Origin of the sequence: Streptomyces sp. NPDC088732, from assembly GCF_044751205.1 — a bacterium.
In the GTDB taxonomy this organism is placed as follows: domain Bacteria; phylum Actinomycetota; class Actinomycetes; order Streptomycetales; family Streptomycetaceae; genus Actinacidiphila.
Genome location: NZ_JBIVLI010000008.1, coordinates 239,619 through 256,660, shown reverse-complemented (window position 1 = coordinate 256,660; position 17,042 = coordinate 239,619). Strand labels below are relative to the sequence as shown.

Genomic DNA, 17,042 nt, shown 5'->3' with positions numbered 1-17,042 from the left:
GCGTGTCCGCGTGTCCCGAGACGACGATCTGACCGCGCGTTCGGCGGAGCCCGGCTTCTGGCCGCTGTATCTCTTCGACAGCCAGGCGACCGAAGCCTGGGAGGACGAGGAGCCGGAGGAGGAGACACTGCGGGCGGAGTTCCTGCTGGATCGGGGTCTCGGACTCAGGGTCGAGTTCGAACCGGGGATCGAGTACGTCGATCTGGCGGTCCTAGCCCCGGACTCCGCGGAGGCCAGGACCGTGGGCTGGGACGACACCGCGCACTTCCACCCGCACGTCATGCCCTGGCCCGAACTCGACCTGCTGTGCCGCGCGGTGGCCCTGCACGACCCGGCGTCGCGGTACCCGGGCCCGATCCTCGCGCTGCTGCTGCGCTTCGCCTTCCTGTCCGGGGGAGAGGACCTCGACACCGTCACGCCGCTGGTGGACGCGGCTTTCGACGCGGCTCGGCCCGCGGCGGAGGGCAGCGGCGCGGCATCCCGGGCGGGCGTGCGGGAGGAGACACGGGACTGGTTCGACCTGCGGGACCTGCGCGGCACGAGGATCGAGTGGACCGACGGGCCCGGCGGCTGCCGGACGGTGACACAGCACGGCCGCGACGGGACGCCGCTGTACTCCCTGCGGGAGCCCGCGTCGGACGAGTTCCCCTTCGCCGCGTGGTCCGGGCTGCTCGCGCGGGCGACGGAAATTCTGAACGCGGTACGGACGGACCCCGCCGTGCGCACCCCCGCAGTGGTGGACGCCCTCGGCCGCTGCACCGGGCCGGACGGACACCGGCATGTCGGCGCCCTTGCGACGGCCTTGTCCCGGGCGGGTTTCGGCCACCCCGTCCTGCTCCGTGCGCTGGCAGAGCCCGTCGCGGTGGCCGAAGCGGCATGGGCCGTGGAGACCTTGGCGGGGACGGAGCGGGGCACGGTCGTCGCGGCGTGGTGCGGAACGAGCCCTCTCGCCGGCAGCCGCTCGTGGCGGTTGTCCCTGACCCTGCCCGCCGCCGGCCGTCCGGCGCGGTTCGCGCAGGCGATCGCCGGGGAACTCTCCGCCGAACTGCGCACGTCCGGCCTGGGATGGGCCGAAGCGACCGGCAGTACCTCCGTAAAGGGCGCGAACGGTGGCTATGTGCTGCACTCCGACCAATTGGACCTCCTGATCCGGGACGACCTGCCGCGCGGCGTGCGGGTGATCTCGCGGTTGCTGCACGGGCATCAGGCGGCGGGGACGGCCGAACTCAAGCATCTGGAGAAGCCGTACGAGCGGATCCCGCTTCTCGACCCGTCGACCTGACGGCGGCGCGGTTCGGCTCTGCCTTCGTCCACGTGCGCGAGGGGCTGACCCCCTGTGGTTCCCCGAAACGGCGGCGTGGCGTTCTTGCGTGTTTCCAGCCGAATTTTTCGTTCGTGGAGCGATGTATTGCCGACGGCTCATCGCGTCGTTACGCTCCCCGGCGCCAGGCCTCCCGTCCGGCGTGCGGCCTCACAGCCCTGTCGGGCAACGGGAGTTGACAGCCGACCGGAGGAGTCCAGATGGGTGTCACGCGCAGGGTCTTCCTGCAGGCCGCGATCGCGGCCACCGCCGCGGGCGGGATCGGGGCCGCGCAGACGGCACTGGCCCTGCCGGCCGGAGCAGCCGGCAGTCCGCCGGGCGACGTGGTCGGCAAGATCACGGTGGGCTACCAGGGCTGGTTCGCCTGCGGCGGCGACAGCGCGCCGATCAACGGCTGGTGGCACTGGAGCCAGGACTGGGGCCGTCCGCCGTCCACGACCAACAAGGCCGTCACCTGCTGGCCCGACATGCGCGAGTACACCCGCACCTACCCGACGGCGTTCGGGAACCTGGGCAACGGGCAGCCGGCGACGCTGTTCTCCTCGTACGACCAGCAGACCGTGGACTTGCACTTCTCCTGGATGCAGCAGAACGCCATCGACACCGCGGCGCTCCAGCGCTTCAACCCCAACGGTGGCGAGGGCGCCACCCGCGACCAGATGGCAGCCAAGGTCCGCGGCGCCGCCGAGTCGCACGGGGTGAAGTTCTACGTCATGTACGACGTCTCCAACTGGTGGAACATGCAGTCCGAGATCAAGACGGACTGGACCACCAAGATGGCGGCGCACACCTCCTCACCGGCCTACGCGCGCCAGAACGGCAAGCCGGTGGTGTGCATCTGGGGCTTCGGCTTCAACGACGACAACCACCCGTTCCCGGCGGCCGCCTGCCTGGACGTGATCAACTGGTTCAAGGCGCAGGGCTGTTACGTCATCGGCGGAGTGCCGCGCGAGTGGCGGACGGGCGGCGCGGGCACCAGGACCGGCTACTCGGACGTCTACCACGCCTTCCACATGATCTCGCCGTGGATGGTCGGCGCCATCGGCAACGCCGCCGAGTCCGACAACGCCTACGCCACCTACACCGTCGGCGACGAGGCGGACTGCGTCGCGCACGGCATCGACTACCAGCCGTGCGTGCTGCCCGGCGACGTCTCGGGGCGGCAGCGGGCGCACGGCGACTTCATGTGGCGGCAGTTCTACAACATGTGCCGGGCCGGCGTGCAGGGCATCTACATCTCGATGTTCGACGAGTACAACGAAGGCAACCAGATCGCCAAGACCGCCGAGACCCAGGCCTCGGTGCCCACCGGGTCCGGATTCCTCGCCCTCGACGAGGACGGCACCTTCTGCTCCTCCGACTACTACCTCCGGCTGACCGGCGACGGCGGCCGGATGCTCAAGGGCCAGATCGCCCTGACCTCCGTCCGGCCCACCCCGCCGGTGGCCGGCGGCGACACCACCCCGCCCTCGGCGCCGGGGTCACTGCGGGTCACCGGCCACAGCGACACCACCGTCGCGCTGGCCTGGAGCGCCGCCGGCGACAACGTCGGGGTCACCGGCTACCGGATCATGCAGGTCAGCGGCTCCACACGCACCCAGGTCGGCACCGCGACCGGGACCTCCTTCACCGTCACCGGCCTGAGCCCGTCCACCGCCTGCACCTTCGACGTGGTCGCTGCCGACGCGGCCGGCAACGTCTCCCAGCCCTCGAACCAGGTCTCCGTCACCACCGACGCCGGCTCCGGCACCACCGACCTGGCGCTGGGCAAGCCCACGTCGGAGAGCAGCCACACCCAGGTGTACGGATCGGGCAACGCCACCGACGGCGACCTCGGCACCTACTGGGAGAGCGCGAACAACGCCTTCCCGCAGTGGCTCCAGGTGGACCTCCAGGCCGCCACCGCCGTCCGCCGGCTGGTCCTGCACCTGCCGCCCTCCACCGCCTGGGGCACGCGCACCCAGACCCTGTCGGTGCTGGGCAGCACCGACGGGGGCGTTTTCACCACCCTGCTGGCGTCGGCCAACTGCACCTTCGACCCGGCGACGGGCAACGCCGTGACCCTCACCCTGCCCGCCACCGTCACCACGCGCTACGTGCGGCTGAACTTCACCGCCAACACCGGCTGGCCGGCCGGCCAGTGCTCGGCGCTCCAGGTCTTCGGCGCCTGACCGCCCGCGGCCGGCCCGGGGACGCGCATCGTCCCCGGACCGGCTCCGGGTGACGGGCTACCGCGCCGGGCGCTCCGTGACCGTGTGCGTGCCGGTCGCGATGCCGTCCGGCACGCACAAAGCCGCCGTCGAGCCGGACGCCACGGGTTCTGCGCCGCCGGTCTGCGTCGTGCGGGCCGTGCGGGCCGTGCGGGGTGAAGCGAACGCTTCCATCGGGTCCGCCGGGACGGCCGGGCCCCGGGTCGGGGTGGCGCCTACAGGCGTAGACTCGCGGTGGGAAATCCGGGGAACGGCGGTCCGGCACCGACCGTGATCCGCTTCCTGACCTGCCCCGGAGCTCTCGCCGACCAGCGCTCCTGGACCGGTGACGTCCGCGGCACGGCCTCCCCGCCGGCGCGGCCGGCACCCGACAGGGAGCCGGCACCCCCGGCCCGGACCGGCGGCCCGCGGGCGGGTCCCACAGCACTTCCCCGGTGTGCACGGGCTCTGCCGGACCCGGTGTCCACACCGCGCACGGCCCGGAGGCATCGGATGAACCACAAGCGCCCTGGAGCGGGTCCGCTCACCGTGACCGTGTTCGTCTTCCCGGGCGTGCGGCTGCTCGACGTGACCGGCCCCGTCGAGGTCTTCACGACCGCGAACGACTTCGGCGGACGCTACAAGGTGCGGATCGTCTCCGAGGACGGCGCGGACGTGGTCACCGCCTCCGGCACCCGCGTCGGTGCCGACCTGTCGGTCGACGACCTGGGGGAGCCCAGCGACGTCCTGGTGATCCCGGGCGGTCCGGAGTGGGAGAAGCTGGTCAAGGACGACGGTTTCCTGGACGTCGTCCGGCGTCTGAACGAGAACAGCCGGTGCACGGCGTCGGTGTGCACGGGGGCGTTCCTGCTCGCCGCGGCCGGCCTCCTGGACGGCCGCCGCGCCGCGACGCACTGGCGCTACTCGCAGCAACTGGCCCTGCGCTTCCCGTCCGTGGAGGTCGTCCCCGACGCCATCTTCGTCCGGGACGGGCACGTGATGACCTCGGCGGGTGTCACGGCCGGGATCGACCTGGCCCTGGCCGTCGTCGAGGAGTACCACGGCGCGGACGTCGCCCGGGCGACGGCCAAGGACATGGTCGTCTTCATGCAGCGACCGGGCGGCCAGTCCCAGTTCAGCGCCCGGTGCCAGGCCCCGCACACCCAACAGGACACGCTCCGCCGTGTCCTGGACGCGGTCGCCCAGGAGCCCGGGGGCAACCACACACTGACCGCCATGGCCCGCAGGGCAGGGGTCAGCGTCCGCCACGTGACCCGGCTCTTCTACGAAGAGGTGGGCACCACGCCGGCCCGCTACGTGGAGCAGATCAGGCTGGAAGCCGCCCAGGGGCTGCTGGAACGCAGTGACGACTCCATGGCGGTCGTGGCCCGCCGCACGGGCTTCGGCTCGCCCGAGTCGCTCCGCAGAGCGTTCGCCCGGCACCTGGGTGTGACGCCCGGCGTGTACCGCGCCCGCTTCCGGACGACCGGCGAGGGCCCGGGCCCCGTGACCGGCTGAGGCCGGGCAGAGCACTGCCGCACACACCGCCCCGCACGCCGTGACGCGTGACCGGGGCCGCTGACGCATGCCCGTATGCCCGTATGCCCGCATGACGGCACGTTACGGCGGCGCGGCACTGTGAGCCGGATGTGCGCCCCTGCTGTCCTTATCTGCGGCCAGCACTCGCGGTCCCCGCTGAGTTGAAGCAAGGAGGAAACACACCCGAGGACCGGGACCGGTCCGAAGCGTCGCCCCGTACAGCGGTGTCCGAGGCGCGCGACACCGGTCCGGCCGAGCAGAAGGCGATCAGCGATGATGGCGAGCAGTCCGACTCCCGTACCCGATCCGCGCAGATGGCGCGCGCTCGCCGTCATCTGCCTGGTGCAGGTGATGCTGCTGCTCGACGTGACCGTGGTCAACGTCGCGCTCCCGCCGATCCAGCGGGACCTCGGCCTCACGACCAGCGGCCTGGCCTGGGTGGTCAACGGCTACACCGTCACCTACGGCGGACTGCTGATGCTCGGCGGCCGCCTGGGCGATCTGCTCGGCCGCAGGCGGCTGTTCCTCGTCGGCCTGGCGGTGTTCGCGCTCTCGTCGGCGGCCGCCGGACTGGCCCAGCAGGCCGGTGTGCTGGTCGGCGCCCGCTTCGTGCAGGGCATCGGCGCGGCGCTCGTGAGCCCGGCGGCCCTGTCCCTGGTGACGCTGATGTTCAGCGAGCGGCAGGAACGGGCCCGGGCCATGGCCATCTGGAGCGGCCTGGCCGGAGTCGGCGTGGCGCTGGGTGTCGTGCTGTCGGGCATCCTGACCGACATCGCCTCGTGGCGGTGGATCTTCTTCATCAACCTTCCCGTCGCCGCCTTCGCGTATCTCGTCACGCCCCGGCTCGTCTCCGAGAGCCGGGCCGCGGCGCGGCGCGGCCGACCCGACGTCCCCGGCGCCGTCCTGGTCACCCTCGGCCTGCTCCTGGTGGTGTTCGGGCTGCTGGAGAAGGCCGGCCACGCCTGGCTCTCGCCCGCCGTCCTCGGCTCCGTGGGGGTCGGAGTGCTGCTCCTGATCGGGTTCTTCCTGGTGGAGGCCCGGGCGGCCGCGCCGCTGGTACCCCTGGCGTTCCTGCGCTCGCGCAACCGGAGCATCGCCAACGTGGTGCGCATCTGCTACTACGTCGGCTTCGCCACGTTCTTCTTCTCGCTGAGCCTGTACGTGCAGCACACGCTGCGCTTCACCCCGCTGGCCACCGGATTCGCCTTCGTCCCCTTCGGGCTGGTCATCCTGTTCAGCGCGACGGTGCTCGCACCGCGCCTGCTCCGCCGTTACGGGCTGCGGGTCCTCAACGGGGGAGGACTCGCGATCTCCACGGCCGGCTACCTCCTCCTCGCCGGACTGGGCGCGCACGGCAGCTACGTGGCCGATGTGCTGCCGGGAATGGTCCTCGTACCCCTCGGCGGCGGCCTGGTCCTCGTCGGGTCCACCGTCGCCGGGGTGGACGGCGCCACGGGTGAGGACGCGGGCATCGCCACCAGCATGAACAACGCGTCCATGCAGATCGGCAGCGCCCTCGGGCTGGCCGCCCTGGTCTCGGTGGGCACCAGCCACGCCACCGCGCTGCGGCACGCGGGCCTCGACCCGGCGACCGCCACAGTACGCGGCTACGCCCTCAGTTTCGCCGTCGCCGCCTGCCTGACGGCCTTCGGCGCGGTACTGGGCTTCCTCGGCATCCGCCGCACGGCGGCCGAGGCGCCGGCGGTGCCCCGCGAGCCCCGGCAACGCGTGGCCTGAGCGGCCCCCGGCACCGCCCACCTGACTGCTGGAAGGGAATCATGGACCACATCCCCGACAACGGCGCCGACTTCACCACCCCCGTCGACTGCGAGGAATGGGACGTCGCGTACTGCCCGCCGCCCGAACCCCCGCCGGGCACGCCGTACGGCGCGGAAGTGGTGTGCGTCGTCGGCGACCGGGTCCTGCTGGTCAGTGAGGACGGGCAGCGGTGGCGCCTGCCCAGCGGCTGTGCCGCACCGCACGAAAAGTGCCGAGCCACGGTGCGCCGGAAGGTCCGTGAGGAGGCCTGCGCCGCGGTGATGGAGAGCCGGCTCCTCGGGTTCGGCCGGAGCGTGTGCGTCCGGGGGCCGCAGGAGGGGCTGGTGCTGATCCGGTCGATGTGGCGGGCGGAGGTGCGACTCGCCCCGTGGAACCCGTGCTGCGGGACGGCCCACCGCAGGCTGCTGTCCATCGGGGAGGCCTTCCGCTCCCTCGCGGTCCCCGACGGTCTGGGCCCCTTCTACCGGAGGCTGTTCGCCCAGGCCGTCGTCTCTCGCGCGACGGTCCACCACCTCTGACCGGCGGGCCCCCCGGGCGGTTCCGGGGGGCCCGCCGCTGGGGGCCGGCCAGCCGAAGGCCCATTCCACCAGGGCCTTCGGCTCGGCGGCATGGCGTCGGGCGGAGCCCACGGCGGGGGCCAGTGCCCTCCGGACTGCCGAGGCGGAGCACCTGACGCACCGTCATCCGCTGTGGCAGGCGCGGCTGGAGGCTGTCCGCTCAGGCCGTCACCCCACTGCGGCCGTCCGCCACCTCCTCGTGGAAGTGGTCCCTGATGCCGTGCGTGCCGGTCGCCCCGGCACGGTGGACGGGCACCTCCGGGACGCGGGTCCGGGGTGCCCGTGGCCAGGGGGTCGGCCAGCCGAGCCGCTTCGATCAGGGCCTTCGGCTCGGCGGTATGACGTCGGGCGGAGCCCACGGCGTCCGGCCTGCTGACGCACCAGGGGCCTGATGGCGCGTCACCCACTCCCACTCCGGGCGCGGCCGGAGGCTGTTCGCGCAGGTCGCCGTGCCGCCCCTGATGTCGTGTGCCCCTGGTCGTCCGGGACGGCCGGCGTCCGGCCTGCTGCCACAGCGCACTTGACGGTCCGTCATCCACTCCGAGGCGCGGCCGGGGCTGTTCGCGCAGGCGGTCGCCATGCGCGCGGGTGTCCACCGCCTCTGGCCGGTGCCGTGTGCGCTGGTCGCGCGGCACGGCGGACGGGCACCTCCCGGACGGGGGTCCGGGGGGTGCCCGTTTCAGGGGGTCGGTCAGGCGAAGGCAGCTTCGATCAGGGCCTTCTGCTCGGCGGCATGGCGTCGGGCGGAGCCCACGGCGGGGGCCGGGGCCTCCGGCCTGCTGACGCAACGGGCCTGACGGCCCGTCACACGCTCCAGGCGCGGCGCGACGAAGGACCACGCCCCCTGGTTCTCCGGTTCCTCCTGCACCCACCGCACCTCCGCACCGGCCGGGAAGCGCGCGAGTTCGGCCCCGAGCTCCTCCTCCGGGAAGGGGTAGAGCTGTTCCAGGCGCACGATCGCGGTGTCCGACACGCCGGCGTCCTGCCGGTGGGCGTCCAGGTCGTAGAAGACCTTGCCCGAGCACACCAGCACGCGCCTGATCCCGGCGGGGTCCGCCGTTCCGTCCGGTACGACCGCGCGGAACCCGCCCGTCGTGAACTCCGACAGCGGCGAGGTGGCCGCCTTCAGCCGCAGCATCGACTTGGGGGTGAAGACCACCAGCGGCCTCTTGCGCCCGTCGAGCGCCTGCTGCCGCAGCAGATGGAAGTAGTTGCCCGGCAGTGAGGGCATGGCGACGGTCATGTTCCCCCGCGCGCACAGCTGGAGGAACCGCTCGATCCTGGCCGAGGAGTGGTCCGGCCCCTGTCCTTCCAGGCCGTGCGGCAGCAGCAGCGTCACTCCTGAGCGCTGCCCCCACTTCTCCTCGGACGAGGCGATGTACTCGTCGACGACGGTCTGGGCGCCGTTGGCGAAGTCGCCGAACTGGGCCTCCCACAGCACCAGGGTCCCGGGCCGGGCCACCGAGTAGCCGTACTCGAAGGCCAGCGCCGCCAGTTCGGACAGCATGGAGTCGTAGGGCGTGAAGGACGCCGGCGCGCCGAGCGAGCTCAACGGGGTGTGCTCCGCGCCGGTGCGCCGGTCGGTGAGGACCGCGTGGCGCTGGCCGAAGGTCCCGCGCCGGGAATCCTGTCCCGACAGCCGCACCGGAATCCCGTCCAGCAGCAGGGAGCCGAGGGCCAGCGTCTCGGCCGTGGCCCAGTCGACCGTTCCCGCGTCCAGCGTCGCGGCGCGCCGCCGGAGCTGCGGCAGGACGCGCGGGTGCACGGTGAAGCCCTGCGGCAGGCCGGTCTGGGACGCGATGACCCGGCGGGCCGTGGCCTCCGCGATGGCCGTGACCGGCCTTGGGGCGGTCGCCTCCGCGACAGCCGGGGGGCCGGCGGGCCGCACCGCCGCGTGGGTCTCGGTGAACGCCTGCTCCAGACGCGCCCGGTAGTCCCGCAGCGCGCCCTCCGCCTGCCGTTCCCCGATGTCCCCGCGGCGGACCAGCGCCTCGGCGTAGAGCCGGCGCACCGAGGGCCTGGCGTCGATGCGGTCGTACATCCCCGGCAGGGTGATGGAGGGGTCGTCGACCTCGCTGTGCCCGTTGCGCCGGTAGCAGACCAGGTCGACGACGACGTCCTTGTGGAAGGTCCGGCGGTAGTCGAAGGCCAGGCGCGCGACCCGGACGACGGCCTCGGGGTCGTCCCCGTTCACGTGCAGGACCGGGGCCTCGACCGACCTGGCGACATCGGTCGCGTAGGTGCCGGAGCGGCCGCCGGCGGGCGAGGTCGTGAAGCCGACCTGGTTGTTGATGACGACGTGAACGGTCCCGCCGGTGCGGTACCCCGGCAGCTGCGACATGTTGAGCGTCTCGGAGACCACGCCCTGCCCGGCGAACGCGGCGTCGCCGTGGATGACGACCGGCAGCACCGACAGGCCCTCGCCCGCGTCCGCGGCCAGCTCCTGCCTGGCGCGCACGACGCCCTGCGCGACCGGCGTCACGATCTCCAGGTGCGAGGGGTTGGCCACGACGGACACGGCGATCGCGCCGCCGTCCAAGGCACGGTAGGTGCCTTCCGCGCCGAGGTGGTACTTCACGTCGCCGGAGCCCTGGACCGACCGGATGTCCCCCGCGTCCTCGAACTCGTGGAAGATCTCCCCGTAGGACTTGCCGACGATGTTGGCGAGGACGTTGAGCCGGCCCCGGTGCGCCATGCCGATGACGGCTTCTCCCACGCCGTGCTCGATCGAGCGGTGCAGCAGGGCGTCGAGGAGCACGATCGCCGACTCGCCGCCCTCCAACGAGTACCGCTTCTGGCCCACGTACTTGGTCTGCAGGAACGTCTCGAAGGCCTCCGCGGCCCCCAACCGGTAGAGGATCTGGAGCTGTTCGGCGCGGTCCGGCACCGGCTGCGGCGACTCGGCCCGCCGCTGGATCCAGCGGCGCTCCTCCGCGGCCTCGATGTGCATGTACTCGGCGCCGACGGAGCGGCAGTACGACTCCCGCAGGGCGTCCAGCACATGACGAAGGGTCATCGAGTCACGGCCGGCGAAGCCGTCGACGACGAACTCCCTGTCCAGGTCCTCGTTCCCGAGCCCGAACGCCGTGATGTCCAGCTCGGGACGGACGTCCGCGGGCTCGGCCGAGAGCGGGTCGGTGTCGGCCACCAGGTGACCGCGCACCCGGTACGCGTCGATCAGCGCGGCGACGCGAACCGCCTTGAGCGCCGCGTCGCCCGCGCTGTCCGGCACGGTGGTCGTCGCCGCGTGGCGCTCCTGCCGGCCGATCGCGGCGGCCGGAACGGAGAAGAAGTCCCGCCACGTCCGGTCGACCGAGGCCGGGTCCTCCAGGTAGCGCTTGTACTGCTCGTCCACGAGCCATTCGTTGAGCCCGAATTCCAGCCCGCGGAGCGCCGGCTCCCCGGCGTGTGACTGCGACACCATTGGGTGGTCGCCTTCTTTCCTCACTCGGAGCGTGCGATGGTGGACGCGGCCGGTCTCCTCGGCCGTTCCCCATGGCGTCCGAGGTCCTCGGTTCCGCTGCTCGTCGTTGAGGCGAACCCATCCGCCGTGTCGCGCAATCGACCGTACGGCGACACGGCGCGGGAAGAGAGAGCCGGACGTGCCACAACGGCGGCACATCAGGACATCGCCCGGGCCCCCGCCGGGAAGGAAACCGCCGGTGTCCACGACGGCCCGCCGTACGGCACCCGCCGCCGTGTCCTGAACTGAGGCTGTCGTGGCACACGCTGTTGTGCACCGTGCACGCGACACCGCCATAACCTCCTAAGGCCGGCGAGCCGACGGGCCGACGACTCGGCTCCGCCCCGTGGGCCGCTGCCGCGTGGGCCCGCGCCGCCGGCCGACCACCGACGGTGCCCCACGACGAGGAAAGAGGCGTACTGCGCTGTGCCGCCCCATTCGAGCAGCGACCGAGCCGTCCCGACCACGGACGGAGCCGGCCCGAGACGCCCCGTCCACGCCCGTGCCCGCCGGCCCAGAACGGGCAGAGGCGGGCCCTCACCGCTCGTCCCCGGCTGGTTCGCGGCCGTCATGGGCACCGGGATCGTCGCCAACGCGGCGGCCACCCTGCCGCGCGGCTTCCCCGGGCTGCGGGACGCCGCGACGGTGGTCTGGCTGGGGGCCGCGCTGCTGCTCGTCGTGCTCGCCGCCGGATACGTCCGGCAGCGGGCCCTGCGGCACCATGCCGCCGACCCGGCGCTGTCGCAGTTCTTCGGTGCGCCGCCCATGGCCCTGCTGATCGTGGGCGCGGGAACGCTGCTGCTCGGCCGGCGGATCATCGGGCCGCGGGCGGCGCTGGACGCGGACTGGGTGCTGTGGTCGGCCGGCACCGCGCTCGGCCTCGTGACGGCCTGCACCGTGCCGTACCTGATGGTCACGCGGCACCGCTACGCCCCGGACGCCGCGTTCGGGGGCTGGCTCATGCCCATCGTGCCGCCGATGGTGTCGGCCGCGACAGGGGCGCTGCTCGTCCCGCACGCCCCGGCGGGCCAGCCGCGACTGACCCTGCTGCTGGCCTGCTACGCGATGGTCGGGCTGAGCCTGGTGGCGATACTGCTCGTGCTCGCCATGGTGTACAGCCGCCTGGTGCACCACGAGGCCCCCACCGGGGCGGTGGTGCCCACGGTGTGGATCGGCGTGGGGGCGCTGGGGCAGTCGGTGACCGCGCTGGGCGCCCTGGCGACGGCGGCACCGAGCGCACTCCCGGCGCCCTCCGCGCGGGGCGCTGCCGTCCTCGCGCTGTTCGGCGGCCTCGGCGTGTGGGGCTTCGCCATGCTGTGGCTGGTGCTCGCGTCGGCGCTGACCGTACGGGAGGTCCGGGCGGGCCTGCCCTTCGCACCCACCTGGTAGTCCTTCATCTTCCCCCTGGGCGCGTGCGTCACCGGTACCGGCGCCCTCGCCGTCCGCACCGGCTCCCAGGTGTTCGTGTGGAGCGCCGTCGGCTTCTATGTGCTGCTCGTCGCCGCCTGGGCCGTGGTGGCGTGGCGCTCCCTGCACCACGCCGCGGGACATGCCTTCCGGCCGGGAGGCCCGCGGTAGGCCCTCGTTCCGGCGGGCGGCACAGGCTGTGGCGCACGTCACATCGCACTCGTGTCACGGACCGGGCGGCTGCCTCCATCTGGTGGTGGTCGGCAGCGGGCCGAGTAAGCCGAGTAAGCCGAGTAAGCCGAGGAAGAGGCAGGCGAAGCGATGAGCGCACAGCAGGAAGCCGGAAGGGCGGGCGTCCACCGTGTTGTGGTCCTGGGAGCGGGTTACGCGGGCATGGCCGCGGCCGTCCAGCTCGCGGCCAGGACCGGCCGGCACGCGGACGTGCAGGTGACCCTGGTCAACGCGCAGGAGCGGTTCACCGAGCGCATGCGGCTGCACATGACGGCCACCGGGCAGCCGGTCGCCGAGCGGAGCGTCCCGGAGCTGCTGGCCGGCACGGGTGCGAGGTTCGTGCGCGGCTGGGTGACGGCGGTGGACGCGGACGCGCGGACGGTACGGATCGACGACGCGTCGGTCCTGCACTACGACACGCTCGTCTACGCGCTGGGCAGCGTGGCCGACACGGCTTCGGTGCCGGGGGTCGCGGACCACGCGTACACCCTGAACAGCTCGATGGACGCCGAGGCGCTGGCCGGCCGGCTGTCGCGGCTCGGCCACGGCACGGTGGTGGTCGCCGGGACCGGGCTGACCGGCGTCGAATCGGCCGCGGAGATCGCCGAGCGGCACCCCGGGCTCAAGGTCGTCCTCCTGGGCCGGACCGAGCCCGGTGCCTCCCTGGGCCCGAAGGCCGGGGCGTATCTGCGGGCCGCGCTCGACCGGCTGGGCGTCGAAGTGCGCAGCGGGGTCCAGGTGGCGGAAGTGCTGCCCGGCGCCGTCGGGCTGACGGGCGGTGAGTCCGTCGCCGCCGACGCGGTCGTCTGGGCCAGTGGTACCCGCGTGTCACCGCTGGCGGCCGCCGCCGGACTGACCGTCGACGAACGCGGCCGTGTCGTCACCGACGCCGCGCTGCGCTCGCTGTCGCACCCGACCGTCTACGCGGTGGGCGACGCGGCCGCGATCCGCCAGGGCTACGGCGTCATGCACGGCACCTGCCAGGGCGGCATGCCGACCGGGGTGCACGCCGCGGTCTCGATCGTCCGCGCCCTGCGGGGCAAGCGGCCGAGGCCGTTCCGCTTCGGCTACTACCACACACCGGTGAGCCTGGGACGGCACGACGCGGTCGTGCAGTTCACCCGGCCCGACGACAGCCCGCGACGTGTTCATCTGACCGGCCGTGCAGCCACCTGGTACAAGGAGACGGTGACCGCCTCGCCCTGGCCGACCTTCGGCCGTATGAAGAAGATGCCGGCCTCGGGAGCGTTCTGGCCCCGCGGCGGACGGTTCTCCCGCATACCGAAGGTACGGTGAGCCGCATGCCCGCGGACCTCGATCAGCAGGTGTTCCACCGCCATCGCAGCCTGCTCTTCTCCGTGGCCTACCGCTTCCTCGGTACCGCGGCCGACGCCGAGGACGCCGTCCAGGACGCCTGGATCAAGTGGTCGGCCGCCGACCGCTCGCAAGTGGCCGACCCCAAGGCGTACCTGACCCGGATCGTGTCGAACCTGGCGCTGGAAAGGCTGCGCTCCTCGCGGCACAAGCGGGAGACGTATGTCGGCCCGTGGCTTCCGGAGCCCATCCTCACCAGCCGTGACACCGCCGAAGTCGTCGTGGACGCCGAGTCGGTGTCGATGGCGATGCTGGTGGTACTGGAGACCCTGAGCCCGCTCGAACGCGCGGTGTTCGTGCTGAAGGAGGTCTTCGACTTCAGCCACGCCGACATCGCGGAGGCCCTGGAGCGCTCCGAGACGGCCGTGCGGCAGGCCGCGCACCGCGCTCGTGGACATGTGCGGGCCCGGCGGCCGCGCTTCACCGCCGACCGGTCCCGGCAACGCGAGGTGACCGAGCGGTTCTTCGCCGCCGCGACCGGTGGTGACGTCAACGCGCTGATGGAACTGCTGTCCCCGGACGTCACCTTGTGGACCGACGGAGGCGGCAAGGTGCGCCAGGCCCTGAAACCGGTCGTGGGCGCGTGGACGGTCGCCTCGTGGTTCGCGGCCATGGGCACCGTCAGCTACCAGGGAATCGACCCCGCCGACATGAGGGCCGAGCTCGCCGAGATCAACGGCGGACCGGGCATGCTGTTCAGCGGACCGGACCGCGTGATCGCCACCGTCACCTTCGACTTCGACACCGAAGGCCGCGTCACCGCCATCCACAACGTGGCCAACCCGGACAAGCTCCGCGCCGTCGCGTGCGGCACCGCTCACGGGATCGGGACGCGATGAGGCCGGCGCACCGATGAGAGGACGATGATGTGCGCATGGCGCTGTCGATGGAGCTGACGGAGTTGCTGGGCCTGCGGCACCCCATCGTGCAGGCACCGATGGGCGGTTCGGCGGGAGGCGCGCTGGCCGCGGCCGTCTCCCGGGCGGGCGGACTGGGGTTGCTGGGCGGCGCGTTCGGGGACCGGGAATGGCTGGAGCGGGAGCTGCCGATCGTCGCGGCGGGCACCGACCAGCCGTGGGGCGTCGGCTTCCTGGCCTGGGCGGTGGACGCGGGAGCGGTGGAGCGGGCTCTCGAATTCCGGCCCGCGGCGGTGATGTTGTCGTTCGGCGACCCCGGCCCGTTCGCCGACCGGATCCGCCGTTCGGACGCGGTCCTGATGGTCCAGGTCACCGATCTGGACGAGGCCCGGCGGGCGGTGGACGTGGGCGCCGACGTCATCGTGGCGCAGGGGACCGAGAGCGGCGGCCACGGCGCCCGGCGCGGGCGGTCCACCCTGCCGTTCGTCCCGCTCGTGGTGGACCTCGCGGCACCCGTACCGGTCCTGGCGGCCGGCGGGATCGCGGACGGCCGGGGCGTCGCCGCGGCCCTGGCCCTGGGTGCGGCGGGGGCCCTCATCGGCACGCGCTTCCTGGCGACGACCGAGGCCCTGGCCGACCCCTCCGTCCACAAGGCCGTCGTCGAGGGACGCGGACAGGACACCGAGCGCAGCAGCGTGCTGGACCTCGCCCGCGGCGCGAGCTGGCCGACGGCGAAGTACACCGCCCGGACCCTCGGCCACCCCTATCTCGACCGCTGGCGCGGCCGGGAGGCCGAACTGGCCGGCGACCCTCGCGCCCGTCAGGAGTACCGGGACGACGTGGCACGAGGGGCGATCCCGCCCCTGCCGGTCTGGGCGGGCGAGGCCGTCGACCTCGTCACCGACCTGCCGTCCGCGTCCGACCTCGTCACCACGCTGGCCGCGCAGGCCGAGGCCGCACTGAGCAGGGCCGGACGGCTGCTGCCCGACAGCGGTCCGCAGGTGTGAACCCGCTTCACCGGAGCCACCCCCGGCGGGCCGCCTGCCATGCCAACTGCATGCGGCTCGACGCACCCGTGAGGGTCATCAGCCGCCCGATCCGGCGTTGCAGCGTGCGCAGGCTCACCCCCAGGTGCCGGGCGGCCGCCTTCTCCGTGGCGCCCTCGATGAGCAGGGTGAGTATCCGCAGATCCGCCTCGTCCGGAGCCGCGGGGGCGGCATCGGACGAGGCGCCCTCGCGGACGGCGCCCTGCCAGGGCAGCGACATCTCCCACTGGGTCTCGAAGAGGAGTCTCAGCGCGTCGAGGATCCCGCTGTCGCGGACGACGACAGCCGTCGGCGGCAGCGACTCGTCCCCCGGCGGCTCGGGAGCGAGCAGGCACAGGCCCGCGTCGCGGTCGGAGATCGCCAGGTCCACGGGTACGTGCGGGACGACGCGCGCGAGGCCGTCGAAGCGTGCCAGATGCCGTGCGACATCGCCTTCGGCGTCCCCACGGACGACGTTGCCGCCGCACAGCACGCGGTGGCGGACGTGGTGGCCGAAGCGGTGGCCGTCCGTCAGGAAGCCCTGGGACCTGACCAGCCAGACCATCTCGTGCCGGGCCCCCTCCTGGAGGAGTTCGACGCGGTGGCCGATCGCCGCGGCGCCGGTGATCCGCTCGACAGGCAGGCACGCCGTGCGGTCGGCGACGGTGTGATAGGTCGTCAACAGTGCGTCGACGGTGGCACGGGCCCGGTCCAGGGCCTCTGCCTGCTGCCGCAGCCGCGACTGGACCTCCATGACGGGCTGCGACGCGGGGCTGAACCGGGCGTCGGGCCGGCAGGTGCGGTCGGCCAGCCCTTTCGCGACCAGCGACGTCAGTGCCTCCTCCGACGCTTCGGCGGAGACGCCCGTTTCCGCTGCGACCTGGTCCACCGAGACCGTGCCGACCGTCACCAGCAGGCGGTACGCGCTCTCCTCGACCTCGAGCATGTCGTTCATCTCAGGCATCGAATCCATTTCCGGCGGAGTCGATTCGGTCGTCGCGCACGGTGGACCGATCGCTCACCACATGACGCAACGCCGCATCCGGGGGCTGACGTTGACGGGGACGGCGGCGCCGGCTCCGGTCGTGGGGAGGGTGTGGCGGGGAGCGGACGCGCAAGGCGCCACGGGTCCTTCCCGCCGCGGAGGTGCCGCAGCCGGGAATGTCGGGGACCCGCGGCCGCCGTGCGAAGTCGCGTGGCGAGTCCGCATTGGCCGTACCGGAACGTACCACTGCTTTGCGTGCGCACGCAAAACAGTGAAAGGCCGGGTGAGGAAGAGAGGGCAGGGTACTCTGCTCCG

At 72.9% G+C, this 17,042-nt stretch carries 10 protein-coding genes and 1 pseudogene; 9 read left to right on the top strand and 2 right to left on the bottom strand.

Annotation, left to right across the window (positions count from 1 at the left end; translation table 11 throughout):
- Window positions 1–10 precede the first annotated feature (10 nt).
- The 5 genes from ACIP9H_RS16430 to ACIP9H_RS16410 all read left to right on the top strand — a co-directional run bounded on the left by ACIP9H_RS16430 (window position 11) and on the right by ACIP9H_RS16410 (window position 7,346).
- On the top strand, window positions 11–1,282 hold the full coding sequence (locus ACIP9H_RS16430; protein WP_401583324.1) for a hypothetical protein: 1,272 nt from the start codon (window positions 11–13) through the stop codon (window positions 1,280–1,282).
- Window positions 1,283–1,521: 239 nt separating this feature from the next.
- Window positions 1,522–3,492 (top strand): discoidin domain-containing protein, encoded by a 1,971-nt coding sequence (locus ACIP9H_RS16425; RefSeq protein ID WP_401583322.1) that lies wholly within the window; start codon window positions 1,522–1,524, stop codon window positions 3,490–3,492.
- 531 nt (window positions 3,493–4,023) lie between these two features.
- The gene (locus ACIP9H_RS16420) at window positions 4,024–5,028 is read left to right on the top strand and encodes a GlxA family transcriptional regulator (protein WP_401583320.1); all 1,005 of its coding nucleotides are present in this window, start codon (window positions 4,024–4,026) and stop codon (window positions 5,026–5,028) included.
- Between the two features lie 294 nt (window positions 5,029–5,322).
- On the top strand, window positions 5,323–6,786 hold the full coding sequence (locus ACIP9H_RS16415; RefSeq protein WP_401583318.1) for an MFS transporter: 1,464 nt from the start codon (window positions 5,323–5,325) through the stop codon (window positions 6,784–6,786).
- Window positions 6,787–6,827: 41 nt separating this feature from the next.
- Entirely contained in the window at window positions 6,828–7,346 is a 519-nt protein-coding gene (locus ACIP9H_RS16410) for a hypothetical protein (protein WP_401583316.1), read from the top strand.
- 730 nt (window positions 7,347–8,076) lie between these two features.
- On the opposite strand, the gene ACIP9H_RS16405 is transcribed toward ACIP9H_RS16410, so the two are convergent.
- A complete protein-coding gene (locus ACIP9H_RS16405) occupies window positions 8,077–10,809 on the bottom strand; it encodes a multifunctional oxoglutarate decarboxylase/oxoglutarate dehydrogenase thiamine pyrophosphate-binding subunit/dihydrolipoyllysine-residue succinyltransferase subunit (protein WP_401959544.1) in 2,733 nt (910 codons plus the stop codon).
- A 609-nt stretch (window positions 10,810–11,418) separates the two neighbouring features.
- Here ACIP9H_RS16405 and ACIP9H_RS16400 point away from each other — a divergent pair.
- From ACIP9H_RS16400 to ACIP9H_RS16385, 4 genes and pseudogenes are all read left to right on the top strand, one after another.
- Window positions 11,419–12,426, top strand: a pseudogene (locus ACIP9H_RS16400) (TDT family transporter).
- A gap of 150 nt (window positions 12,427–12,576) precedes the next feature.
- A complete protein-coding gene (locus ACIP9H_RS16395) occupies window positions 12,577–13,782 on the top strand; it encodes an NAD(P)/FAD-dependent oxidoreductase (protein WP_401959542.1) in 1,206 nt (401 codons plus the stop codon).
- A gap of 5 nt (window positions 13,783–13,787) precedes the next feature.
- Window positions 13,788–14,699, top strand: coding sequence for an RNA polymerase sigma-70 factor (locus ACIP9H_RS16390; RefSeq protein WP_401959540.1), 912 nt, complete (start codon window positions 13,788–13,790; stop codon window positions 14,697–14,699).
- 35 nt (window positions 14,700–14,734) lie between these two features.
- Complete coding sequence (locus tag ACIP9H_RS16385; RefSeq protein ID WP_401959538.1) at window positions 14,735–15,724, top strand: NAD(P)H-dependent flavin oxidoreductase; 990 nt, start codon at window positions 14,735–14,737, stop codon at window positions 15,722–15,724.
- 7 nt (window positions 15,725–15,731) lie between these two features.
- On the opposite strand, the gene ACIP9H_RS16380 is transcribed toward ACIP9H_RS16385, so the two are convergent.
- Entirely contained in the window at window positions 15,732–16,697 is a 966-nt protein-coding gene (locus ACIP9H_RS16380) for a TrmB family transcriptional regulator (protein WP_401583305.1), read from the bottom strand.
- Window positions 16,698–17,042: the final 345 nt, after the last annotated feature.

Excerpts from the sequence above, each read along its gene's own strand:
- ACIP9H_RS16425 (WP_401583322.1), top strand. The coding sequence starts at position 1,522 with ATGGGTGTCACGCGCAGGGTCTTCCTGCAGGCCGCGATCGCGGCCACC.
- ACIP9H_RS16420 (WP_401583320.1), top strand. The coding sequence starts at position 4,024 with ATGAACCACAAGCGCCCTGGAGCGGGTCCGCTCACCGTGACCGTGTTC.
- ACIP9H_RS16415 (WP_401583318.1), top strand. The coding sequence starts at position 5,323 with ATGATGGCGAGCAGTCCGACTCCCGTACCCGATCCGCGCAGATGGCGC.
- ACIP9H_RS16410 (WP_401583316.1), top strand. The coding sequence starts at position 6,828 with ATGGACCACATCCCCGACAACGGCGCCGACTTCACCACCCCCGTCGAC.
- ACIP9H_RS16405 (WP_401959544.1), bottom strand. The coding sequence starts at position 10,809 with ATGGTGTCGCAGTCACACGCCGGGGAGCCGGCGCTCCGCGGGCTGGAA.
- ACIP9H_RS16395 (WP_401959542.1), top strand. The coding sequence starts at position 12,577 with ATGAGCGCACAGCAGGAAGCCGGAAGGGCGGGCGTCCACCGTGTTGTG.
- ACIP9H_RS16390 (WP_401959540.1), top strand. The coding sequence starts at position 13,788 with ATGCCCGCGGACCTCGATCAGCAGGTGTTCCACCGCCATCGCAGCCTG.
- ACIP9H_RS16385 (WP_401959538.1), top strand. The coding sequence starts at position 14,735 with ATGGCGCTGTCGATGGAGCTGACGGAGTTGCTGGGCCTGCGGCACCCC.
- ACIP9H_RS16380 (WP_401583305.1), bottom strand. The coding sequence starts at position 16,697 with ATGAACGACATGCTCGAGGTCGAGGAGAGCGCGTACCGCCTGCTGGTG.